A 22,101-nucleotide genomic window follows, 5' to 3' on the forward strand; every position below is an offset into this window, starting at 1 on the left:
GTTACGGACCGTTACGCGCCGGGTACGGTCAATGGTCATGACGGCCACCGCCGCCTGCGTGACATGTGGAAACCCGCTTCCCGAAGCGGTCGCGGGCCGACGCTACTGCTCCAACGCCTGCCGTCAACGCGCGTACCGCGAACGCAGCTCGGCACGCGAGGACTCCCCGCACGACTCGGCTCTCCCGGCGCCGCTGGACACGTTCGTGGGCCGCCGCGAGGAACTGGCCTCGCTGGCACGCGAGACGGCACGTCTCGTCTCGCTGGTCGGTCCGGCGGGCGCCGGCAAGACCAGGCTGGCCGTCCAGCACGTGGCCAGACGCGCTGACCAGACGTGGTGGGCGGCGTTGGCGCCGGTGTCCGACGCGGTCCAGGCCGTCTACACGGCGGTCGGCGCCCACCCGTTGCCGAACCGCTCGGTGCGTGACGCGGTGGTCGCCGAGATCGAGCGGCACCGGCGGCCGTTGCTCGTGCTCGACAACTGCGAGCACCTGCTGGCCGACGTCGCCGGCGTGGTGTCGGAGCTGCTGGCGTCCTGCCCGCGGCTGCGCGTCCTGGTGACGTCGCGGGAGCCTCTTCGCCTTGCCGGGGAACAGGTCTTCGCGGTCGGCGAGCTGGAACTGCCACCCGCCGAGGCCGACGTCACCGAGGCCCTGCGTTACGACGCGGTGGTCCTCTTCCGCGATCGCGCGGTGTCGGTGGACCGCTCGTTCGAGGTGGACGCCACGAACGTCGCCGACGTCGTCGCAGTGTGCCGTTCCCTGGACGGCATGCCGCTGGCGATCGAACTGGCCGCGCGGCGCATCACCGTGCTCTCCCCCGCAGACATCCTTGCCCGCCTTGGCGACCGGCTCGCGTTGCTGACCGGCGGGCCGCGCGCCGCCGAGGACCGGCACCGCACGCTGCGGACCGCGATCGGCTGGAGCTACGACCTGCTGTCGGAGGAGGAGCAGGCGGCGTCACGCCGGCTCGCCGTGCTGGGCGTGCCGTTCGACCTCGGGGCGGCGAGCGCGGTGTGCGGTGTTCCCGACGCACTGGAACTGCTGACCGGTCTCGAGCAGAAGTCGCTGCTGGTGGTCGACCGGGTCGGCGGCCACACGACGTTCCGTCAGCTCGAATCGGTCCGCCTCTACTGCCACGAGCGCGCTATCGCGCACGCCGACATCTCTCTCGTGGCCGACCGTGTCGTCGAGTGGGTGTGTTCGGTCGTGGAACCGGAGATCTCGTCGTTCTTCCCGTCACCGCCCGTCGTGCTGCGCTTGGACCGCAACGTCGGCCTGCTCGCACTGGCCGCGAAACGCACCGCGCAGACCGGCGACTGGTCGCGGCACGCGCTCGCGATCGTCGCGACGGCCTGGACCTCGACCCCGCACGGCCCTCGCGGCGCCACCACCGAACTGCTGCACCAGGCACTGTCCCGGCCGATGCCACAGGCGTACCGCAGCGTGCTCGCGGTGCTGGCGGCGATGCACCACCGGGTGCGCGGCGGCTGGCACGTGACCCGCCGGTTCGCCGAGGAGTCGCTGGCGATCGAACGCGCCGACGCCCGCCGCCCCGGCACGACGGCCCGCGCGCTGGAGGTGCTCGCGTCCGCCGAAGCCCACACCGGCAACCCCGAGCTGGCCTGGCAACTGTTCGACGAGGCCGCCGCACTCCTGCACGAATCGGACGACAAGCTCGCACGCGCCATCCTGCTGAACTCCTACGGCTGGACGTTGGTACAGCACGGTTTCGCGGACCGGGCCGCTCCGCTGGTCCGCGAGGCGCTGACGCTGACCCGCCTGATCGGCCTGCCGCACATGCTGAACCCGGTCCTGCACACAGCAGGCGCGATCGCGTTGGCGCGCAACAGCTTCGCCGAGGCAGTCGACCTGTTCCGCGAGAGCCTCGAAGTAGGTTCCGAACACCCGATGGACCAGTACTACGACCTGGAAGGGCTCGCACTGGGCTTGGTCGGCGTCGGTTCCGACGACGAACGCGCCCTCTCACTGCTCGTGTCGGCCGCCGCCGTCCGCACCCGCTACGACTTCCGCGCCGAGCCGTACTGGCAAACGCTGCTGGACGAGGCACGAGCCGTGTGCCGCGAACGCATCACGGCGGCGCGCCTGCGCGCCGCCGAGTCGGCGGGCGAGCGGATGTCGTTGGCACAGGCCATTTCCTACGCCCTGACCGCGCGCCCGCACGCCGGTGGCGACGGGCTGGTCTCCGCACGCGAGCTGCACGTGGCGACGCTGGTGGCGGAAGGGCTGACGAACCGGCAGATCGGGCAGCGGCTCGGCATCTCACCGCACACGGTCGCCCGGCACGTCACGCACGCGCGGTCCAAGCTGGGGCTGCGGTCGCGGGCCCAGCTCGCCGTGTGGGCGGGCCGTCAGACGCCCTGATCAACTAAAACCCCAGGCCAGGTGGCTTCGGTTACAAAAGGTCATCAACTGGGGCTGCAGTTGCCGTGACCGGGTTAGCATCCGCGCCTCGAACGCGGAACCGTTCCGCAGCACTCTCCACGAGGAGTCACCTGTGGCGACGATGTCCGCTGAGCGGGCGGCCCTGGCGCCCGATCCTCAGCGCCCCCAGCACGCGCTGAGAGGGGACATCCAGGGCCTGCGCGCGCTCGCCGTCGGCATCGTGCTGCTCTACCACCTGCGGCCGGCGTGGCTGCCGGGCGGTTTCGTCGGCGTCGACGTCTTCTTCGTCATCTCCGGCTTCCTGATCATCGGCACACTGACCGGCGAAGTGCGCCGCTCTGGCACCGTGAGCCTGCGCGACTTCTACGCGCGCCGCATCCGCCGCCTGCTGCCCGCCGCGACCGTGACGCTGCTCGCCACCGTGGCCGCCGTCGTGCTGCTGCTTCCCCAGTCGCAGTGGCCCAAGATCATGCGTGAGGCCGTCGGCTCCGCGCTGAACGCGCAGAACTGGCTGCTCGCGTTCCTGTCCAACGACTACGGGCACGCCACCGCGGGCGCCTCGCCAGTGCAGCACTTCTGGTCGTTGGCGGTCGAGGAGCAGTTCTACCTGGTCATCCCCCTGCTGCTGATCGCGAGCGCCGCGCTCGCCCGCCGGTTCGACAGCCGCGCGGTGCGGTACGCGGCGGTGGCCATCGCCGTGGTGACCGTTGCCTCGTTCGTGTTCTCGGTCGTCTACACCCGCATCGACCACGGCGCCGCGTACTTCGTGACGCCGACCCGCATGTGGGAGCTCGGCGTCGGCGGTCTGGCCGCGATGGTGCTGCACCGCGTGTCGCTCGGCCGCGCGGCCCGCGAACTGCTCGGCTGGCTGGGTTTCGCCGCCGTGGCGTTCAGCGCCGTCTACTACACGACCGACCTGCAGTTCCCAGGCTGGGTGGCGGCGGTGCCGGTGCTCGGCACGGCGGCCATGCTGATCGCCACGGACACGCTGCTCGGACGCATGCTGGGCATGCGGCCGGCGCGCTACCTCGGCGACATCTCCTACAGCCTCTATCTGTGGCATTGGCCGGTCATCGTCGTACTGCTCGAACTGAGCGACAACGAGCAGCTGTCCAAGAAGGAGATGCTCGTCGCCGCGGTGCTGAGCCTCGCGTTCGCCGCGGCGTCCAAGCGGTTCGTCGAGGACCCGTTCCGCCGCAACAGGTTCGGCCGCCGCCGTGGCACCTACGCCTTCGGCGCCGTGCTCGTGGTCGTCTCGGTGGTCGCTGCCTCGGTCCCCTGGTACACCTCCGTGCGCACGCTGGACCGGCTCGCGGGCACGTCGGCGCTGGACGCAGACCACCCCGGCGCCATGGCGCTCGATCCGCGCGACCCGGTGCCGGCTCCGGCGCGCGTGCCGCTCGTCCCCGACCCGGCCATCGCGAACGAGGACGGCCCGTACCGCGGCCGCGGCGACTGCCACGTCTACCTGCTGACGTTCCCGGACAACGCCTGCTCGTGGGGTGAGGCGACGGCGCCGAAGACCGTCATACTGCTCGGCGACTCGCACGCGGCGCAGTACAGCACCCCGCTGATCGACTTCGCCGAGGGTCACGGCCGGGGTCAGTGGAAGGTCAGGACCATGACCCGCAACGGCTGCCCGTTCACCACGGTGCCGCCGTCAGAGGCGGGCTGGCCGTTCACCGTCTGCTCGGACCAGAACCTCGCCGTGCTTGAGCGGGTGAAGGCTGCGAAGCCGGACCTCGTGGTGTTGTCGGGCATGACCCGTGAGGCCTACCAAAGCGACCTGAAATGGACCTGGGCCTCCCGCGAGGAAATGCTGCGCGGCTACCGGGAGATGCTGGGGTCGCTCAAGGCCGCGAACATCCCGGTCGCCGTCGTCAAGGACCTGCCCCGGCCGGACGGCCAGGTCCCGCGATGCCTCGAACGCAACCGCAGTGACGTGGCCGCCTGCGGGACTCCTCGCGCCGAGGCGTTCGCCGGCGCCGGAGACCCGCTCGTGGAAGCGGCGGCCGGGTTCCCCAGCACCAAGATCGTCGACCTGACGCCGTGGTACTGCCGTGACGAAGTCTGCCCCGCCGTGGTGGGCAACGTCGTGGTGTACCGCAACAACCACGTGACCAACATGTACTCGCGCACGCTCGCCACGCCGCTGCTCAGCCAGCTCGGGATGATCTGACCCGAGCCAGCCGAACGCGGCAGACCCTAGACCTCTGCTTCGAGCATCTCCGCCGTGACCGCGGACTCGGTGTCCGGCAGCCCCAGGTCCTTGGCCCGCTTGTCCGCCATGGCCAGCAGACGCCTTATCCGGCCTGCCACCGCGTCCTTGGTCATCTGCGGGTCCGACAGCTGACCCAGCTCCTCCAGCGACGCCTGGCGGTGCGCGAGGCGCAGCTGCCCGGCGGCGGCCAGGTGGTCCGGTGCCTCCGGGCCGAGGATCTCCAGCGCACGGGCGACCCGTGCGGCCGCCGCCACGGCCGCGCGGGCCGAGCGGCGCAGGTTCGCGTCGTCGAAGTTCGCCAGCCTGTTCGCGGTCGCGCGGACCTCACGCCGCATCCGGCGTTCTTCCCACGCCATCACGCTGTCGTGCGCGCCGAGCTTGGTCAGCATCGCCCCGATGGCGTCGCCGTCCCTTATCACCACGCGTTCGGCTCCGCGGACCTCGCGCGACTTGGACGAGATGCCCATCCGGCGTGCCGCGCCGACCAGCGCGAGCGCCGCCTCAGGGCCGGGGCAGGTGATCTCCAGCGACGAGCTGCGACCGGGTTCGGTCAGCGAGCCGTGCGCCAGGAAGGCACCGCGCCACGCGGCTTCGGCGTCGCAGACGCCACCGGACACGACCGGCGCGGGCAGGCCGCGCACCGGGCGGCCACGCGGGTCGAGCAGACCGGTCTGCCGGGCGAGACCCTCGCCGTCCTTGACCACGCGGACGACGTACCGGGTGCCCTTGCGCAGGCCGTTCGACTGGATCGTGAAGACCTCGGCGTGGTGGCCGTAGAGCGCCTGGATCTCCTTGAGCAGCCTGCGGGCTGCGGAACCCAGGTCGAGCTCGGCCTCGACGACGACCCGGCCGGACACGATGTGCAGGCCGCCGGCGAACCTGAGCAGGGAGGACACCTCCGCGCGGCGGCAACAGGTCTTGGATACCGCGAGCCTGCTCAGCTCGTCCTTGACCGCCGACGTCATCGCCACTGGCCAGTCCCTCCCACTCCGGTCTCCACGACCACTTGCCTCAGGCAACCGGCAAGTGCCTCCGGATCATGCCGTTCTGCGGCGTCCGGTGCGGCGATCTTGGCCAGATGCGTACGCGCACCCAGTGCCGAGGCGGCTCGCGTCAACCGGTCCGGGGTGGGGACCGAGTCGACGTCGGCGATCACCGCGTCCACCTTCAGCTTGGGTGCGTGTTCGCAGACTACGTCCAAATGCCGCTCCGGAGAGAAACCAGCGGTTTCACCCGGTTGGGGGACGAGATTGAGCACGAGCACCTTTTTGGCCCGCGTGTGCACGAGCGCGTCGTGCAGTTCGGGCACCAGCAGATGCGGCAAGACGCTGGTGAACCATGATCCGGGGCCGAGTACCACGACATCGGCGTCAAGTACAGCCTGTACTGCTTCCGGACAGCCGGCAGGTCGCCCGTTCGGGGCTGTCAACCGGATGCGCTGCACCAGTCCCGGAGTGGTCGCGATGGCGACCTGCCCCCGGATCCGCCGCACGTCCGTCTCGTCCTCGTCCAAGCCGACGACGTCCGCCTCGATGTCGAGCGGATCGTTCGACATCGGCAGCACCCGGCCTGTGACGCCGAGCAGCCTGCTGGTGAGGTCGAGCACCGCGACGGGGTCGCCGAGCTGCTCGAGCAGCCCGGCGATCACCAGGTTGCCGACCGCGTGCCCCGCGAGCGCCCCGGTGCCGCCGAAGCGGTGCTTGAACAGCGACGTCCACCGCCGGCTGGCCTCGTCGTCCCCCGCCAGCGCAGCCATGGCCTTACGCAGGTCACCGGGCGGCAGCAGGTCGGCGAGCTCGCGCCGCAGCCGCCCCGACGACCCCCCGTCGTCCGCGACGGTCACCACGGCCGTCACGTCGTCGGTGACCTGCTTCAACGCACTCAGCGTCGCGTGCAGCCCGTGGCCGCCGCCCAAAGCAACAGCTTTCAACTTCGTCATTCACGTCCCAGATCCCTGTGCACGACCTTCACGGCCGTGCCGTCCTCGCTTGCCAGCCGCCCGGCCAGCTCTTCGCTCAGGGCGACACTGCGGTGCTTGCCGCCGGTGCACCCGATCGCGAGCGTCAGGTAGCGCTTGCCCTCACGCCGATAGCCGGCACCGATGAGCCTGAGCAGCTCGTGGTACCGATCAAGGAACTCGTCCGCGCCCTCCTGGGACAGCACGTAGTTGCGCACCTCACCATCGAGCCCCGTCTGTTCCCTGAGCTCCGGGATCCAGAACGGGTTCGGCAGGAACCGCACGTCCATGACGAGGTCGGCGTCCATCGGCAGCCCGTACTTGTACCCGAAGCTCAGCACCGTGACCCTGGTCCGGCTGGCCATTTCGCTGCCGAACGTGTCCTCGATCTTGGCCCGCAGCTGGTGGATGCTCAGCGCGGACGTGTCGACCACGAGGTCGGCCTCCTGCTTGAGCGGCGTCAGCAGGATCCGCTCGGCCTCGATGCCGTCCTGCAGCCGCCCGTCCCCCTGCATGGGGTGACCGCGCCGCACCGCCTCGAAGCGCCGGATCAGCACGGCGTCGGTGGCTTCGAGGAACAGCACGCGCGGCTTGTACCCACGCGCGTCGAGGTCCTTGATGATGGCGGCCAGGTCCTCGGTGAACGCGCGGCTGCGCACGTCCATGACGACCGCGACCCGGGTGATCGCCCCGCGCGCCTGGGCGCCGAGCTCGACCATGGTGGCGATGAGTTCCGGGGGCAGGTTGTCGACGACGAACCAGCCGAGGTCCTCCAGGCACTTGGCCGCGGTGCTGCGGCCCGCACCGGACAGCCCGGTCACCACGGCGACTTCGATGCCGGACTTCTCCGCGTTCACGACTACGACTCCGTTACCTGTTCATGAGCGCGACTGTGCCGCTCTCGTTTGGGCAAGCTCGATGTTGGGTCACGCCACGACCGGACGCGCCCTTGGAGAGTCTCCACCGGAACGACCCTCACGTGCCGCAGGTTCCCCGGTTGACGGGGCGCGTCGTGGTCGTGGTCACGATCCTCACCCGGTCCGCGGAACGTTCGCAGTGCGAGCGTGACCGGTGCGGCGGGTGGGGCGGGTGAGAGGCACCGCGCTCACCCCGCGACCGGGTAGCTCGACCGGAACGCCGAACACGATCTGCGTGTCCACGCGAACCGAGCCAGCCGCTCCTCGGCCCCGCTCGCTGCAGCTCGTGGCCCGCCGACTCGTGCACCGAGCCCGGACCGGACAACTCGCTTAGGGTGCAACATCGTCCCGGTGTCGTGGGTGGCCGCGCCGTACACGGCCCGCAGATGCGCGACCGGGCGCGGCGCAGCCTGAAGCTCGGTCAGCAACTCCTCGACGGACGTGGGCAACGGCCGCAGCGTCACGGCTTCGGCCAGGCCCTCGAACTCGGCTGCCACCGGCGCCGGACCTCCCGCCTGCTCCGTGAAGCGAGCCGGCTCCTGTCCCATCAGGAGTTCCCGCCCGACGAGGCCAGCGTCGCCACCACGGCCTCCGCGGTGCGACGGCCCACCCCCGGCACGTCGCTGATCTCGTCCACTGTGGCCTGTCGCAGCTTCCGCACCGAGCCGAAGTGCTTGAGCAGCGCGGCTTTGCGGGTCTCGCCGAGGCCCGGTACCTCGTCGAGGGCCGAGGTGGTCATGCGCTTCGAGCGCTTCTGGCGGTGGTAGGCGATGGCGAAGCGGTGGGCCTCGTCGCGGACTCGTTGGAGCAGGTACAGGGCGTCGCTGGTGCGCGGGAGGATCACCGGGTCCTGCTCGCCCGGGACCCAGACCTCTTCGAGGCGTTTGGCCAGGCCCACGACTGCCACGTCGGTGATGCCCAGTTCGGCCAGGACGTCGGAGGCCGCGGCGGCCTGCGGGCCCGCGCCGTCCACCACCAGGAGGTTGGGCGGGTAGGCGAACTTGCGGAGTTTGCCGGTGTCCGGGTCTATGCCGGGGTTGGGGCCGCCGGACGCGGTTTCGCGCAGCATGGCCTGGAAGCGGCGGCGGACCACCTCGGCTATCGAGGCGACGTCGCCCTCGGTGGCTGCCTCGCGGACGGCGAAGCGGCGGTATTCGGACTTGCGGGCCAGGCCGTCCTCGAACACCACCAGGGACGCCACCACGTCGGTGCCCTGGACGTGGCTGATGTCGATGCACTCGATGCGCAGCGGCGCGGTGTCCAGGGACAGGGCGTCCTGGATTTCCTGCAGTGCGGCGGAGCGGGCGGTGAGGTCGCCCGCCCGGCGGAGCTTGTGCTGGGCGAAGGCCTCGGAGGCGTTGCGCGCCACCGTTTCCATCAGGGCCCGCTTGTCGCCGCGTTGCGGGACGCGCAGGACCACTCGCGAACCTCGTTGCTCGGACAGCAGGGCTTCCAGGGCCGGGGCGTCGTCCGGCAGCACCGGGACCAGCACCTCGCGCGGGGTGTTCTCGGTGTTGTCGCCGTAGAACTGCATGATGAACTGGTCGACGAGCCCGCCGTCGTCGAGGGCCTCCACCTTGTCGAGCACCCAGCCCCGCTGACCGCGGACACGGCCGCCGCGCACGTGGAAGACCTGGACCGAGACCTCCAGCTCGTCCTGCGCGAACGCCATCACGTCGGCGTCCGTGCCGTCGCCCAGCACGACGGCCTGCTTCTCCATCGCGCGGCGCAACGCGCCCAGGTCGTCGCGCAGCCGCGCGGCGCGTTCGAACTCCAGCTCATCCGACGCCTGCAGCATCTCGCGCTCCAGGCGGCGGACCATGTGGTCGGTCTTGCCCGCCAGGAAGTCGCAGAAGTCGAGCACGATGTCGCGGTGCTCGTCGGCCGACACCTTGCCCACGCACGGCGCCGAGCACTTGTCGATGTACCCGAGCAGGCACGGGCGGCCGATCTGGTTGTGCCGCTTGAAAACGCCCGCCGAGCACGTGCGCGCGGGGAACACGCGCAGCAGCAGGTCGAGCGTCTCGCGGATGGCCCAGGCGTGGGCGAACGGCCCGAAGTAGCGCACGCCCTTCTTGCGCGGGCCGCGGTACACGTGCAGGCGCGGATAGTCCTCGTGCAGCGTGACGGCCAGCACCGGGTACGACTTGTCGTCGCGGTACCGGACGTTGAAGCGGGGGTCGAACTCCTTGATCCAGTTGTATTCGAGCTGCAGCGCCTCGACCTCGGTGGTGACCACCGTCCACTCGACGGAGGCCGCCGTCGTCACCATCTGGCGCGTACGCGGGTGCAGCCCGGCCAGATCCGCGAAGTACGAGTTCAGCCTGCCGCGCAAGCTCTTCGCCTTGCCGACGTACACGACCCGGCCACCGGCGTCGCGGAACCTGTAGACGCCGGGAGCCTCCGGAATCGTGCCCACAGCAGGGCGATACGTCGAGGGATCTGCCACGCCGTCCAGACTATCGACGCGGTCCGACAAAAACAGAAAGGGTCAGGTCAGGACCACTTGGTCGCCGTCGACCTTCACCGAGACCGCACGCAGCCCGGTCGTCGCCGGCCCCTTCTTCACCGCGCCGTCGGAGGCACCGAACTGGCTGCCGTGCGAAGGACAGGTGATGGTGCCGCCGGAAGGCTCCGCGACCATCGAACCCTGATGCGGGCACGTCGCGTCGTAGGCCTTCACCTCGGTGGCGGAGATCCGGGCGACGACGATCTTCTTGCCGCCGGGTGCGTCGACGACGGCCCCGCCGCCCTCGGGCACGTCGGCCAGGGCGACGAGCGCGGTGCCGCTGGTCCCGGCGGATCCCGTCGGGGTCGAACCGCCCTGGGTGGGTGTGGTTCCGGATCCGGTCGAGGTCGGGGTGGAACTGCACGCCGTCACGAGTCCGCTGGGCACGGCGAGCGCAACCGCGATTCCGCACAGCGCCGCGCGCCTGCTGACCAGGCTTTCGGTGTTCACGACCGATCCTCCGTGGTGGTGGGTGTTCGGGGTCACACCACAGCATTACGCGAACAGGTCCGCGAGAGTTCAGCGAGAAGCCGGATGCACAGCGAACGCACAGGTCTCAGCCGAGCACCAGATCGTCTCCGGAACGGACGAGGGCGACCTCGGCGAGACCCGATTCCGCGGGTCCTTTGCGGACAGCGCCGGTCGAGGCGTCGAAGGTGCTTCCGTGCAACGGGCAGGTGATCACGCCGCGGGCAGGCGGGTTGACCATCGAACCCACGTGCGGGCAGGCCGGGTTGAAGGCACGGAATTCACCCGATCGAGGTTGCACGACCAACAGCTGGGCGTTGCCGGGCATGTCCACCAGCACGCCGGAGCCGTCGGGCACCGAGGAGACGGCGACGACACGGTCTCCTGGCCGGGCGGTGCCGGCACCACCCGTCTTGCGAGGAGCGGGCTCGCCACAGGCGCTCAAGGCGGCAGCGAGCCCACACAACAACACTGAACGACGATCCACGAGGACCGATTATCGGCGCTGGTCCTCCGCGGCGGCCTGCCGGGCCAGCGCCAGCACGGCGGTGAACGGCGGGAACCAGTGCCGCGAGTGCGACGGCGGGTTCGCCCAGCGCAGCGATCCGTACCTGGTCATCGTCGGCGGGAGCGCGATCCGGTGCGGCGATCGCACGAACTGGACCTCCGGCGGCGCCTTCAGGTGCGTGGGCAGCAACGCCACCAGTTCGGCGAGGAAGATCCAGTGTTCGCGGGGGCCGGGGATCACCGTGACCGGTCCGGCGAGCATCCGCGACTTCAGGTCGGCCAGGACTCGCGACCCGATCCGCGCCGGCATCGCCAAGGCTGTCGTGGCGGGACCCAGGGGCAGGAACACACCCTGCTCGGTGACGGTCACCTGCCAGCCGAGCAACCGGTAGCCCGCGACGGCCTCCCCGATCGCCCGTGCGTGTCCTCTGTTCTGTGGGATCCCGGCCGTGCCGGTCTCCGCGGTCGTGAGGCTCATCGGCGGTTGTCCTCCCCGTTGGTGGGTCAGGCACTGGTCAAGCCACGGGGATCCACCCGCAGCCTGACGTTGTGCAGGGTCCTTCTCACTTCCCGCCAACACCACTCGCCTGCTGCATGGGCCCCATGCAGCGGACGTATGAAGCTCATCCACCGGGTGGAGGTACCCGGACTGCGACACGCGAACCCATTACGTCTTATGCATGAGATGGATGGACTGACGATCACACGTCCGTACACTGGGGAAACGCTCAGTGACGGGGGCGAGGCCGATGGATGCAGCGAGACCCAAATCCAGACGCGCTTGCCCGTGTGGGGCGTTCATCGCCGCCGACAACTCCGATCGGCTGTGTCACCGGTGCCGCCGCAACGCTCGTGCGGACGTGCACGGACCACCTGAGGTCCCCAACGACTTCTGGGACCACCCCGCGATCGCCGCCGCATGCAACGACCGCGACATGGGTGCGCTGATCTCCGCGTACCGGCACCACCCCCGGCACCTCAGCCGGGTCACGCAGGACCGTATGGCGGCGTGGCTCGGCATCAGCCAGGCGCAGCTCTCGCGTTACGAGTCGGGCGAGAACCAGATCGACCGGCTCGACCGGCTGCGCCACTTCGCGCTGGTGCTCGGTGTACCGGGCGAACGACTGTGGTTCGACCGCGTCGTCATCCCAGCTCAGGTGGGCTCACCCGATACGGGCCCGCCAGACGTGCTCGCCGCCCCCTGGGAGGCGACGAGCATTGCCCGTTCGGTCGAGGAGACGGCGAGGAGCGACTTGGCGATCAGCAGACGAGCGGCGCTCACCGGAGCCGCCGCGGTGACGGTGGGTTCCGCACTGGTCGAGCCGCTGCAGCGGTGGTTGCACCCCCTGCAGAACCTGTCGAAGTGGTCGTCGCACTCGGCGATCAGCGAGGAGGAGCTCTTCGCGTTGCAACGCGTGGCGGACGGGCTGCGCGGCTGGGGTGGCCGGGGCGGCTACGGACTGGCCCGCAAGGCCGTCCTGGGTCAGCTGGACGAGCTGGCCGAACGCCTGGGCCGGGCACCGTCCGGCCCGACGACGGAACGCGCGTTCTTCATAGGCGCGGAACTGTCGAAGGTGGCGGCGAGTATGTCGTTCGACGCCGGCCTGCACAACGCGGCCCAGCGCTACTACGTGCTGGCCATCCGCATGGCCAAGGCCGGCCACAACGACGGCTTCGCGGCGCTGTGCCTGGCCGCCATGGCGCGGCAGATGTTCGACCTGGGCCGCCCCGAGGACGGCCTGGAGCTGGTCCAGCTGGGCCAGTACGGCACCCGCCGCACCGGCACCCCGACGCTCAGGGCGCTCCTGCTCACCCGCGAGGCCTGGGCCTACGCGAGCATGGGCAAGACCCGTGAGTTCCACCAGGCCGTGGGCATGGCGCAGGAGAGCTTCGCCCAGCGGGTCGCGGACAACGAGCCGCGCTACCTGCACAACTTCGACGAGGCCGAGCTCGAGGGCGTCATCGGCGCCCGCTGCCGCGACCTCGCCCTGCACGACCCGTCCCAGGCCGTGTTCGCCGAACAACACATCCGGCGGGCCCTGGCACTGCGGGACCCGTCCAAGGTGCGCAACCGCGCCTTCGACGTGATCGGACTGGCGCGCACCAAAATGGTCGCGGGAGACCCGGAGGCAGCGTGCGGGTTGATCAACGAGGTCCTGCCGACGGCGGCGAAGCTCTCCTCGGGCCGAGTCCTGCGCAAGCTCGAGGACTTCGCGAAGGAAGCGGCACGGCACCGCCACATCCCCGCCGTGCAGGACACCAGGGACGCGATCAGAGCGATCCGGACCGCTTGATGCGCGTAGGCATCACCGGGCACAGCAACCTGGTCCCGGAGTGCGTCCCAGCCGTCCAGGCCGCCATCACGGAGGCCCTGGAACGGCTGGGCACCACCCTGGTGGGCGTGACCTGCCTGGCCCCGGGAGCCGACCAGGTCTTCGCCAGGGCCGTGCTGGCACTGGGCGGTGAGGTGGAGGTGGTCCTGCCCGCTCTGGACTACCGCGACCGCCTGAAACCGCACCAGGTGGCCGACTACGACGAGCTCCGCGCCGCCGCCACGGTCGTCAGCGTCCTCCCGCACATGTCGAGCGGACGGCAGGCCTACGTGGCGGCCAACGAACGCATGCTCGCCTCCGTCGAGCTCCTGGTGGCGGTGTGGGACGGCGTCCCGGCCCAGGGCAGGGGCGGCACGGCGGACGTGGTGGAGCAGGCCCGCGCCTCCGGCGTGCCGATCGAGGTCGTCTGGCCGGACGGGGCGCGCAGGAAACCCTGAGGATCGTTAGGCCGAGTGAGGGAAGTTGATCCGGCAACCGGACCAACTCCCCTCACAGGCCTAGCCCCGCCCACCGAGCTTGATCACGATTTCGGGGCATGGCAGCCGATCAGTTCGCTCGCCTGGCCGACCGCCAGCAGTCCCTGCGAACAGCCCTGCGAGTCCTTCGGTCCGCAGGCCCTGGCAGCCCGGACTTCCAGTCCCTCCTCACCACCACGAACGCCGAGGTGGAAGCGGTCATGCAGGCCCGCAGGGACGTCGAGGCGGCCAGGCTGACCACCCCGAACCGCGCGATCGCCACCGCCACCACCGCCGCGGCGCTGATCGTCGCCGTGGGCTGGTTCGACGCCTGGTCGCTGCTCTCGCTCCTGGTGGCGGTGGCCACGGCCGCGTCGGTCCTGGTGGATCCGGCGGGCCGCCGGATCTTCGAACCGCGGGCCAGGACCACCGCGATCACCGCGGCGCTGGGCGCCACCCTCCTGACCCCGCTGGCCGGCGGCTGGGCGACACTCATCACCGCGGCGGGCATCGCCTGGTGGGCCTGGAGGACGCTCAGATGAACATCGACCCGGTCAAGGCACTGGACGGCAAGGTCGAGCGGCTCAAGAAGGAACTGAAGTCGCTGGAGACCCGCATCGACCACGCCCAGACCGACGCGGCGCACGACCAGCTCAGCCAGGCGAACCAGCTCAAGGACACCGCGCGCAAGCTCACCAGGACCGACGACCGCGTCACCGAGCTCGCGGAGAGCGTCCACCGCCTGGAACGTCTTCTGGTGGCACTGAACCGGAAGGTCCGGGCGGGCGAGACCCGGAAGGCGAACTTCGACGACTGGCCCGAGATCGACGAGGCACAGCTCGCCAAGATCCTCAAGGGCCAGGAAGCCTACGCCCGCAGGGCTTTCACCCCGCAGGAAGCCAAGGACACGCGCAAGGCCATCGCCGAGTACGACCGGCTGGCCCTGCAGGCGATCGACGCGGCCGAGGCCCTGACGCACCTCCCGCCCACGGCGGAAGCGTTGTGGCGCAAGAACTACAAGCAGTGGCGGTCCATCTCGGACCGGAAACGCCCGGAAGCCCCGGACGACGACACGCATGCCAAGGACACCGTCGCCAAGTCGGCCGGCAACGAGGCCATCGCGCACACACGACAGCTGATCCGCGCGCGCATCGAGGACGCGGTGGCACGTGATCTGCTGTTCCCCGCGTGGTTCGAGAACATGCTCGGACCCGCCGCGCCGCCCGGCAAGGCGGACGATTGGCTTTACACCGCAACGGATGTCGTGCTGTACCGGCTGTTGCACGACGTCACCAGCCCAGCGGACGCGCTCGGTCCGGCACCCCTCGAAGAGGGGCACCGCAAGACCCTGCACGACCGCCTGACCGGCGAATGCGCGGACTACCGGAAACCGTGAGAAAGCCCGGGCAGGGCGCCTCTGCCCGAGCACTCAACTCACGCCAGCTCCAGGCTGAACCGCTGCTGCTCGGCGTCCACCGCGAGCACCTTCACCTGCACCGAAGCACCGACCTCGGCCTGCCGGCCGTGCAGGAGCCCATGTGCACCGGCGGGGTGCTCGATGAACGAACCGAAGGGAACGGTCGAGACGACCTTCCCCGAAAAGACATCACCAACGTTGGGAAGCATTGCGCATCACCTCCTCTCCCTGAGCGCGTATCCCACAAAGCAGATAGGCGCGGGGCTGGAGGGGCCCTGATCAAGTCAGGGCCGGGCAACCGTTCCGCTCACGGCACAAGGCCGACCCGGCAGTCATGACGAGAACCTTAACCACCGCAGGCCGTTGTCCGCAACGGAATCTAGACTTCCCCACATGCTGGAGACGTCCGCACGACTGCTGAAGCTCCTGTCCCTGTTGCAGGTGCGGCGTGACTGGACGGGCCCGGAGCTCGCCGACCGGCTCAGCGTCGACGTGCGCACGATCCGCCGCGACGTGGACAAGTTGCGCAGCCTCGGCTATCCCGTCACGTCACTGCCCGGCGCGGCCGGCGGCTACCAGCTCGGGGCGGGCGCGGAACTCCCGCCGCTCCTGCTCGACGACGACGAGGCGGTCGCCGTCGCGGTCGGACTGAGGACGGCGGCGAACGGTTCCATCGCGGGCATCGAGGAGACGTCGATCCGTGCCCTCACCAAGCTCGAACAGGTGCTGCCGACGAGGTTGCGGCGGCGCGTGCAGGCACTTCAGGCGCACACCACCGCCCTGCCGGCCGCGGGCCCCACGGTCGACCCGGAGACGCTCACGATCATCGCCGCCGCCTGCCGCGACCACCAGCAGCTGCGGTTCACCTACGCCCCGACGCAGGGCGAGCCCGCGAAACGGCTGGCGGAACCACAGGGCCTCGTGCACACCGGCCGCCGGTGGTACCTGGTCGCCTGGGACGTGTCCAAAGAGGACTGGCGGACGTTCCGGGTGGACCGCATCACCGAGGAACCCGCGCTCGCGGCGAGGTTCACGCCCCGCGAACCGCCCGCGAAGTCGCTCGGCGAGTTCGTGTCACGGCAGGTCGCCTCCAGCGTCTACACCTACCAGGCGGTGCTCACGATCCACGCACCCATGCAGGCGGTCGCGGAACGCACCACGCCGATGTCCGCGGCGCTGGAACCGATCGACGACCAGTCCTGCCTGATGCGCACGGGCGCCGACGCGCTCGAACGGATCGTGTTCCACCTGCTGTTCCTGGGCTTCGAGTTCGACGTGCACGAACCGGCCGAACTCAGGGACTACATCGAGATTCTCATCGGCCGGCTCCGCAACGCGATTACAGTGCGGGAGTGACAGTGGACTTCGCGACGGCCGCGGACCCGTTCAGGCGGGAGCTTCTCGCGCACTGCTACCGGATGCTCGGCTCGCTGCACGACGCCGAGGACCTGGTGCAGGAGACGTACCTGCGCGCGTGGAAGGCGTACGGCCAGTTCGAGGGCCGCTCGTCGGTCCGCACCTGGCTGTACCGGATCGCGACGAACGTCTGCCTCACCGCCCTGGACGGCCGCACGAGACGCCCGCTGCCGTTCGGGCTCGGCACCCAGGCGGCCACCGAGGCAGACCCGCTCACCCAGGACCACGAGGTCCCGTGGCTGGAGCCGTTCCCGACCGATCCGGCCGCGATCGTCACCGAACGCGAGTCCACCCGGCTGGCGTTCGTCGCGGCGTTGCAGCACCTCCCGCCGAGGCAACGGGCGGTGCTGATCCTGCGCGACGTGCTCAAGCTCAGCGCCGCCGAGACCGGGGACGAGCTGGACATGACGGTGGCGGCCGTCAACAGCGCCCTGCAACGGGCGCACGCTCAGCTCAAGGACCTCACCGAGGACGAGGTCGTCGAACCGGCGGAGGCCAAGCCGCTGCTCGACCGGTGGGTGAAAGCCTTCGAGGCCAAGGACATCCCGGCGATCATCGGCATGTTCGCGCAGGACGTCGTCTGGGAGATGCCGCCGTACCCGCAGTTCTACCGGGGCCCGGACATGGTCGCGTGGCACCTCGCGAACCAGTGCCCGTCGGTCCCCCACGGCGCCAGGATGATCGTCACCGAAGCGAACGGCCAGCCCGCGTTCGGGCTCTACCTGCGCGCCGAGGACGGCGTGTTCCGGCCGTTCAACCTCCAGACACTGGAGATTCGCAAGGGCCGGATCACGCGCGTCTCGTCGTTCTTCGACCTCAGTCTGTTCCCGCGATTCGGGCTGCCCTCGACCGCATGAACTCGGCACGGTCCAGCGGCCGGTTCACGATCCGCATGTCGCCGATCCAGCCGTGCAACGACTTCTCGACGACCTTGTCGTACGCGTAGGCGCCGACGAGCCACGGGTCACCGGCGGTCGAGATGCCGCGCGCGGGCGTGGACGGGTTGCGCAGCAACGGGGATCCGTCGACGTACAGCGTGGTGTGCACGCCGTCGTTGACCACGGCGATGTGCCACCACGTCTCGTAGTCCATCTCGTGACCCCAGTTCGTGGAGATGCCCGGCAGGTTGCGCGGGAACACCGCCCACTGCAGCTGGCCGCCACCGGCGACGTTCAGGGTCGCGATCGGCTCGCTCGGGTCGTCCCCGGTCTTGCCGGCCGCGGCACCGGGCGCGAGCTTCGTGAACAGACCGCACCACGGATGGTTGAAGTCCGTGGGCAGCTTGAGGAACAGCTCGATGGTGTAGCCGCGCTCGAACGTCTCCCTGTTCACCGGCGCCGAGTCCACTGTGGACAGGTGACCGTCCTTGCCGAAGTACAGCGAACGGTGTGACGGCGCGAGCCGGCTGTGGTCGTCCGAGGCGGTCAACGAGCCGGTCTGCCGCAGGTCGTTCCCGTTGCCCGACAGGTCCTTCAGGCCCTCGCCCAGGCGCCAGTACGCGACCGTGCCACGCACCAGCACGTCACGGACGGGCTGCGGCGCGGGCAGCACCGGCGGGTCGAAACGGGCGAACCGCTGCTCGAAGTCGATCGGCACGCTGAACCGGTCGGCCGGGCCGGTGAGCTCGGTTTCCTTGCGCTCCAGCGGGTTGAGCGACTTCTTGCCGAGCAGCCACGGCGACAGGGTGCGGACGTCGATCACACCGCGGTCCAGGTCGAAGTGGTAGAACCGGATCATCGCGCCGCCGCCGTAGTAGCGGTCCTGGTAGTTCGCGATGTGCACGTGCACGTCGTTGCCGGCGGTGTTGCGCATCGTCGTCCGGGCGGGCGGCCAGAAGTGCCCGTTCAGCGTCAGGAAGATCTGGTCGTTGTCCTTGATCAGCTCGTTCCACAGCCTGCGGCCGTAGTCGGACATCGCGGCGGTGCCGTCACCGCCGTCGTAGACCAGTTCGTGCGTGGTGAGGATGACCGGCAGCTTGGCGTGCTGCTGCAGAACCGAGCGCGCCCACTCGAAACCCTTGGCGGACATGCGCCAGTCCAGCGCGAGCACCAGCCATTCCTGGCCGGCCGCGCGGAACACGTGGTAGGTGTTGTAGCCGTCCGCGCTCGCCCCGCGGAACGTCGGCGAGTTGCGGAACCGCCGCGGCCCGAACCTGTCGAGGTACGGCGTGCGGCCGCGCTGGTCGTCCAGCCGCGAGTCCGGCACGTCGTGGTTGCCCGCGAGCACGCTGTACCCGATCCGGCGGCGGTCGAGCACCTCGAACCGCTCGCTGATGTCGTCGATCTCGCTCTGGCGTGCGTTCTCGACGAGGTCGCCGAGGTGGCTGACGAAGACGATGTTCTCGGACCTCCGCCGGTCGATCAGGTACTGCAGCGTGGCCTTCAACGGCGCCGAGTCGCCTCGGTCGAGGTCGAACATGTACTGCGTGTCCGGGATCACGGCGAGCGTGAATCGCCGCGACTCGGGGTCGGGACGGCCGCCGACAACGTTGTCAGCGGCGGCGGAACCAGGCGTGACCAGGGCGGCAGCGGCGGCGGTCGCACCGGTGCCGAGCAGGAAGGAACGACGGGACGCGGTCATGGCGCGGAGCGTAGGTGCGCTGGGCCAACGGCAGGCGAACAATGGTCGATAGCATTGCGAACTATGTCTTGGGGGTTGCTGGCGGTCGCCGGCGTGGTCGTCGCTTTCGGAGGGTTGCTGCAGGGCCTGATCGGCTTCGGACTGGCCCTGGTCGCCGTGCCGCTGCTCGCGTTGCTGGACCCGGCGCTCGTCCCGGTGCCGGTCCTGGTCATCGCCTGCGCGCACGCGGTCATGTCGCTGGCCAGGGAGTTCGGCCACGTGGACTGGCGCGGCGTCGGCTGGGCGATGCTCGGCCGCCTGCCGGGCACGGTCGTCGGCATCTGGATCGTCGACTCGCTGGACCCGAAGAGCTTCGGCGTGGTCGTCGGCGCCGCGGTGCTGGCGTGCGTGCTGCTGTCGATCACCTCCTGGCGCCCCCACCCCACCCCGCCGTCGCTGGTCACCGCCGGCGTGGCGAGCGGCTCGTTCGGCACGGCCACGTCGATCGGCGGCCCGATGGTCGCGTTGCTCTACCAGAACCAGGCCGGGCCGGAGGTGCGGGCGACGCTGGCGGCGTTCTTCACGCTGGGTTCGGCCGTCTCGATCCTCGGCCTGACCGTCACCGGCAACGTCGCCGCGCACCAGCTGTGGAGCGGTGTGCTGCTGATCCCGTTCCTGGTCGCCGGATTCCTGCTTTCGGGGCCGTTGCGCGCCAAGTTCGACGCGAAGGGCGTCCGGACTCCCACGCTGATCGTGGCGGGGGCGAGTGCCGTCGTGCTGATCGTGAGGAGCGCACTGCTGTGAGGGTGGCGGTGCTGCACGAGCACCGCCACCGCTTCAGGCGAACCGGTCAGGCGAACGGCTGAACGTTCGGCTGGAACACCTGGCCGTCGGCCGGCGCGACAAGATCCACCAGGTACTTCGCGACCGCCGCGTCCGTGCCCGCCGAGCGGCCCAGGATGCAGTGACCGAACGCGTCGACGCTGATCAGGCGCGCGTTGCCGAGCTGCTTGGCCATGCGCTGCGAGAACAGGTACTGCGTGGCCGGGTCGTAGTAGTTGCCCACGACGACGATCGGGTTCTTCGTCTTGCGGTGCCACGGGCCGATCCAGCGGTCCGGGTTGCGCGTCGGCCACGTGGCGCAGGTCAGCAGGTCCGCGGCGGCCTGGTAGCGGCCGAACGTGGGCGACTCCCGCTCCCACTTCGCCGCGGTCCTCTCCCAGTTGCGGGTGGTGCGGGAGAACGGCTTGTCGGTGCAGTTGACGCCGAAGTACGAGTCGTCCGCGGTGTACGGGGTGTCGGGCAGCGGGTCGACGTCCATGCGGCCGCCGGCGTTGTTCAGCGGCGCGGCCAGCTCCACAGTGGACTGGACGCTGAGGGTCGCGGCGGACGGGTTCAGCGCCAGGTGGACGTTCTGCAGCCAGGCGGCCAGCGGCGCGATCCGGACGATCGAGTACAGGTCGCCGGCGACGCGGCCCACCAGGCCGGACAGGGTGACCTGCGTGCCGTCCGGCAACGTCGCGGGTGCCTTGCCCAGCGCGACCTTGAGAGCCTCGAACTTGCCGCGGGCGTCACCGGCGAACGCGCACTTGGCGGCACCGACGGAGTCGCAGCGCTTCAGCATGGCGTCGAGGGCGATCTCGAAGCCGTCGGCGCGCTGGCGGTCGTACTCCGCGCCGTTGGTCAGGCGGAGGCGCGGGTCGACGTTGCCGTCGATCACCATCGCCCGCGTGCGCTGCGGGAAGATATTCGCGTACGTCGAGCCGATCAGCGTGCCGTACGAGAAGCCGACGAAGTTGAGCTGCTTGTCCCCCACGGCCTCGCGCATGACGTCGAGGTCGCGTGCGACCGCTTCGGTCGACATGTGGTTCAGCAGCGGGCCGGCGTTGATCCTGCAGTAGTCCGTGTAGGCCTTGGACTGCTTGATGGTGCTCGCGATCTCGGCCTTGGTGATGGGCAGGGAGTACCAGCCCTCGTTGACCGAGTCGGCCTCCTCCTGGGTGCGGAAGCAGCGCATCGGCGCGCTGCGGGCGACGCCGCGCGGGTCGAAGCCGACGACGTCGAACCGGTCCAGCACGGACGGCTGGAAGTAGTTCTTCGCGACGGCGCCGCGCAGCAGGCCGGAACCGCCGGGGCCGCCGGGGTTGAGGAAGATCGAGCCGATCTTGCGCGACGGGTCGTTCGCGGGGCGCTTCATCATGGCGATGCCGGTCTTCTCACCGCGCGGGCGCGAGTGGTCGACGGGCACTTCCTGAACGGCGCAGGTGAGCTTCGCGCGCTCCTCGGGCGTCACGGAGGCGGGCAGGGTGGCGAGGATGTCGGCCGCGCACTGCCCCCAGGCAGCGGGTCTGACGTTCGACGAGGCCTCGGTCTGGGCGCTCGCCACGCCCAGGCCGGAAACGATGGTGCCGAGCACGAGCGCGCTCGCGAGCACGGCACGTGCTGAAGATGATGACGTCACGAATGCACCCCATCACCGACCGTGCACCGTTTGTACCCGCCTATCGTCGGGTTGTCAGGCGACAGGCGGGCTTCAACGAACTAGTGTCCTGCGCCTGAAATCCGCCAGGTAAGTCTATGGTGGGGTGATGGCGCGGATTGGACGTCCTCCTGCTGAGGTGACGTTGACCGAGCAGGAGCGGGAGACGCTGCAGCGGTGGGCGCGGCGGGCGAAGTCGTCGCAGGTGCTGGCGCAGCGGTGCAGGATCGTGCTGGCGTGCGCGGATGGTGTGCCGGGTAAGCAGATCGCCGAGGATCTGCGGGTGCACCCGACCACGGTGACCAAGTGGCGCAGGCGGTTTCTTCAGCATCGGCTGGACGGCCTGGTCGATGAGGAGCGGCCAGGCCGGCCGCCGTCGATCACGGTGGATCAGGTCGAGGATGTCGTGATCGCGACGCTGGAGGAGACTCCGCGGAACGCGACGCACTGGTCGCGGGC

21 protein-coding genes are annotated in these 22,101 nt (G+C 70.0%); 10 read left to right on the forward strand and 11 right to left on the reverse strand.

Annotation, left to right across the window (positions count from 1 at the left end):
* Positions 1–37: 37 nt before the first annotated feature.
* Positions 38–2,383 carry an ATP-binding protein gene (locus tag BLR21_RS36920; RefSeq protein ID WP_176929956.1) on the forward strand — a complete coding sequence of 782 codons (2,346 nt, stop codon included), beginning with the start codon at positions 38–40 and terminating at the stop codon, positions 2,381–2,383.
* Positions 2,384–2,525: 142 nt separating this feature from the next.
* Positions 2,526–4,583 (forward strand): acyltransferase family protein, encoded by a 2,058-nt coding sequence (locus BLR21_RS36925; protein ID WP_090014046.1) that lies wholly within the window; start codon positions 2,526–2,528, stop codon positions 4,581–4,583.
* A 26-nt stretch (positions 4,584–4,609) separates the two neighbouring features.
* On the opposite strand, the gene whiA is transcribed toward BLR21_RS36925, so the two are convergent.
* From whiA to BLR21_RS36965, 8 genes are all read right to left on the reverse strand, one after another.
* Complete coding sequence (gene whiA / locus BLR21_RS36930) at positions 4,610–5,596, reverse strand: DNA-binding protein WhiA (RefSeq protein ID WP_030478101.1); 987 nt, start codon at positions 5,594–5,596, stop codon at positions 4,610–4,612.
* Complete coding sequence (locus BLR21_RS36935; RefSeq protein WP_051770265.1) at positions 5,587–6,555, reverse strand: gluconeogenesis factor YvcK family protein; 969 nt, start codon at positions 6,553–6,555, stop codon at positions 5,587–5,589. Before BLR21_RS36935 ends, whiA begins: the two co-directional genes overlap by 10 nt.
* 5 nt (positions 6,556–6,560) lie before the next feature.
* Positions 6,561–7,418: an RNase adapter RapZ gene (gene rapZ, locus BLR21_RS36940; protein WP_176929958.1), complete on the reverse strand. Its 858-nt coding sequence runs from the start codon at positions 7,416–7,418 to the stop codon at positions 6,561–6,563.
* Positions 7,419–7,687: 269 nt separating this feature from the next.
* Entirely contained in the window at positions 7,688–7,996 is a 309-nt protein-coding gene (locus BLR21_RS36945) for a hypothetical protein (RefSeq protein WP_143028040.1), read from the reverse strand.
* 50 nt (positions 7,997–8,046) lie between these two features.
* On the reverse strand, positions 8,047–9,948 hold the full coding sequence (gene uvrC / locus BLR21_RS36950) for an excinuclease ABC subunit UvrC (RefSeq protein ID WP_090013997.1): 1,902 nt from the start codon (positions 9,946–9,948) through the stop codon (positions 8,047–8,049).
* Positions 9,949–9,990: 42 nt separating this feature from the next.
* Positions 9,991–10,458, reverse strand: coding sequence for a Rieske (2Fe-2S) protein (locus BLR21_RS36955; RefSeq protein ID WP_090014048.1), 468 nt, complete (start codon positions 10,456–10,458; stop codon positions 9,991–9,993).
* 106 nt (positions 10,459–10,564) lie between these two features.
* Positions 10,565–10,963, reverse strand: a complete 399-nt coding sequence (locus tag BLR21_RS36960) for a Rieske (2Fe-2S) protein (protein ID WP_090014000.1) — start codon at positions 10,961–10,963, stop codon at positions 10,565–10,567.
* Positions 10,964–10,972: 9 nt separating this feature from the next.
* A complete protein-coding gene (locus BLR21_RS36965; RefSeq protein ID WP_090014002.1) occupies positions 10,973–11,461 on the reverse strand; it encodes a hypothetical protein in 489 nt (162 codons plus the stop codon).
* Between the two features lie 382 nt (positions 11,462–11,843).
* Here BLR21_RS36965 and BLR21_RS36970 point away from each other — a divergent pair, with 382 nt between their 5' ends.
* The 4 genes from BLR21_RS36970 to BLR21_RS43355 all read left to right on the forward strand — a co-directional run bounded on the left by BLR21_RS36970 (position 11,844) and on the right by BLR21_RS43355 (position 15,167).
* Complete coding sequence (locus BLR21_RS36970; RefSeq protein ID WP_256335177.1) at positions 11,844–13,277, forward strand: helix-turn-helix domain-containing protein; 1,434 nt, start codon at positions 11,844–11,846, stop codon at positions 13,275–13,277.
* Positions 13,277–13,753, forward strand: a complete 477-nt coding sequence (locus BLR21_RS36975) for a hypothetical protein (protein ID WP_090014005.1) — start codon at positions 13,277–13,279, stop codon at positions 13,751–13,753. Before BLR21_RS36970 ends, BLR21_RS36975 begins: the two co-directional genes overlap by 1 nt.
* Before the next feature lie 98 nt (positions 13,754–13,851).
* Complete coding sequence (locus BLR21_RS36980) at positions 13,852–14,313, forward strand: hypothetical protein (protein WP_090014007.1); 462 nt, start codon at positions 13,852–13,854, stop codon at positions 14,311–14,313.
* On the forward strand, positions 14,310–15,167 hold the full coding sequence (locus tag BLR21_RS43355; protein ID WP_218131076.1) for a hypothetical protein: 858 nt from the start codon (positions 14,310–14,312) through the stop codon (positions 15,165–15,167). Before BLR21_RS36980 ends, BLR21_RS43355 begins: the two co-directional genes overlap by 4 nt.
* Positions 15,168–15,205: 38 nt before the next feature.
* Here the strand turns inward: BLR21_RS43355 and BLR21_RS36990 are convergent, their stop codons facing one another.
* Positions 15,206–15,397 (reverse strand): S1 RNA-binding domain-containing protein, encoded by a 192-nt coding sequence (locus BLR21_RS36990; RefSeq protein WP_030478090.1) that lies wholly within the window; start codon positions 15,395–15,397, stop codon positions 15,206–15,208.
* A 184-nt stretch (positions 15,398–15,581) separates the two neighbouring features.
* Between BLR21_RS36990 and BLR21_RS36995 the strand changes: the two genes are divergently transcribed.
* Together BLR21_RS36995 and BLR21_RS37000 are read left to right on the forward strand one after the other, a co-directional pair.
* The gene (locus BLR21_RS36995; protein ID WP_090014009.1) at positions 15,582–16,544 is read left to right on the forward strand and encodes a helix-turn-helix transcriptional regulator; all 963 of its coding nucleotides are present in this window, start codon (positions 15,582–15,584) and stop codon (positions 16,542–16,544) included.
* Positions 16,541–17,461 carry a sigma-70 family RNA polymerase sigma factor gene (locus BLR21_RS37000; protein WP_090014011.1) on the forward strand — a complete coding sequence of 307 codons (921 nt, stop codon included), beginning with the start codon at positions 16,541–16,543 and terminating at the stop codon, positions 17,459–17,461. The genes BLR21_RS36995 and BLR21_RS37000 overlap by 4 nt, the downstream gene beginning before the upstream one ends.
* Here the strand turns inward: BLR21_RS37000 and BLR21_RS37005 are convergent.
* Positions 17,421–19,184, reverse strand: coding sequence for a LamG-like jellyroll fold domain-containing protein (locus BLR21_RS37005; RefSeq protein ID WP_090014013.1), 1,764 nt, complete (start codon positions 19,182–19,184; stop codon positions 17,421–17,423). The two genes, BLR21_RS37000 and BLR21_RS37005, sit on opposite strands and share 41 nt — an antisense overlap.
* A 63-nt stretch (positions 19,185–19,247) precedes the next feature.
* Between BLR21_RS37005 and BLR21_RS37010 the strand changes: the two genes are divergently transcribed.
* Positions 19,248–19,967 (forward strand): sulfite exporter TauE/SafE family protein, encoded by a 720-nt coding sequence (locus BLR21_RS37010; RefSeq protein ID WP_090014016.1) that lies wholly within the window; start codon positions 19,248–19,250, stop codon positions 19,965–19,967.
* Positions 19,968–20,013: 46 nt separating this feature from the next.
* On the opposite strand, the gene BLR21_RS37015 is transcribed toward BLR21_RS37010, so the two are convergent.
* Positions 20,014–21,624 (reverse strand): alpha/beta hydrolase, encoded by a 1,611-nt coding sequence (locus BLR21_RS37015; protein ID WP_090014018.1) that lies wholly within the window; start codon positions 21,622–21,624, stop codon positions 20,014–20,016.
* A 127-nt stretch (positions 21,625–21,751) separates the two neighbouring features.
* Between BLR21_RS37015 and BLR21_RS37020 the strand changes: the two genes are divergently transcribed.
* Positions 21,752–22,101: helix-turn-helix domain-containing protein (locus BLR21_RS37020; protein WP_143028041.1), on the forward strand; the 350-nt coding region annotated here is incomplete at its 3' end.

The organism is Lentzea albidocapillata subsp. violacea, from assembly GCF_900100275.1.
Lineage (GTDB): Bacteria > Actinomycetota > Actinomycetes > Mycobacteriales > Pseudonocardiaceae > Lentzea > Lentzea violacea.

Bases quoted from the DNA above. Each gene is read 5' to 3' on its own strand.
- BLR21_RS36990 (WP_030478090.1), bottom strand. From the start codon at position 15,397: ATGCTTCCCAACGTTGGTGATGTCTTTTCGGGGAAGGTCGTCTCGACC.
- BLR21_RS43355 (WP_218131076.1), top strand. From the start codon at position 14,310: ATGAACATCGACCCGGTCAAGGCACTGGACGGCAAGGTCGAGCGGCTC.
- BLR21_RS36980 (WP_090014007.1), top strand. From the start codon at position 13,852: ATGGCAGCCGATCAGTTCGCTCGCCTGGCCGACCGCCAGCAGTCCCTG.
- BLR21_RS37010 (WP_090014016.1), top strand. From the start codon at position 19,248: ATGTCTTGGGGGTTGCTGGCGGTCGCCGGCGTGGTCGTCGCTTTCGGA.
- BLR21_RS36965 (WP_090014002.1), bottom strand. From the start codon at position 11,461: ATGAGCCTCACGACCGCGGAGACCGGCACGGCCGGGATCCCACAGAAC.
- BLR21_RS36975 (WP_090014005.1), top strand. From the start codon at position 13,277: ATGCGCGTAGGCATCACCGGGCACAGCAACCTGGTCCCGGAGTGCGTC.
- BLR21_RS36920 (WP_176929956.1), top strand. From the start codon at position 38: ATGACGGCCACCGCCGCCTGCGTGACATGTGGAAACCCGCTTCCCGAA.
- BLR21_RS36925 (WP_090014046.1), top strand. From the start codon at position 2,526: ATGTCCGCTGAGCGGGCGGCCCTGGCGCCCGATCCTCAGCGCCCCCAG.
- BLR21_RS37005 (WP_090014013.1), bottom strand. From the start codon at position 19,184: ATGACCGCGTCCCGTCGTTCCTTCCTGCTCGGCACCGGTGCGACCGCC.
- BLR21_RS36995 (WP_090014009.1), top strand. From the start codon at position 15,582: ATGCTGGAGACGTCCGCACGACTGCTGAAGCTCCTGTCCCTGTTGCAG.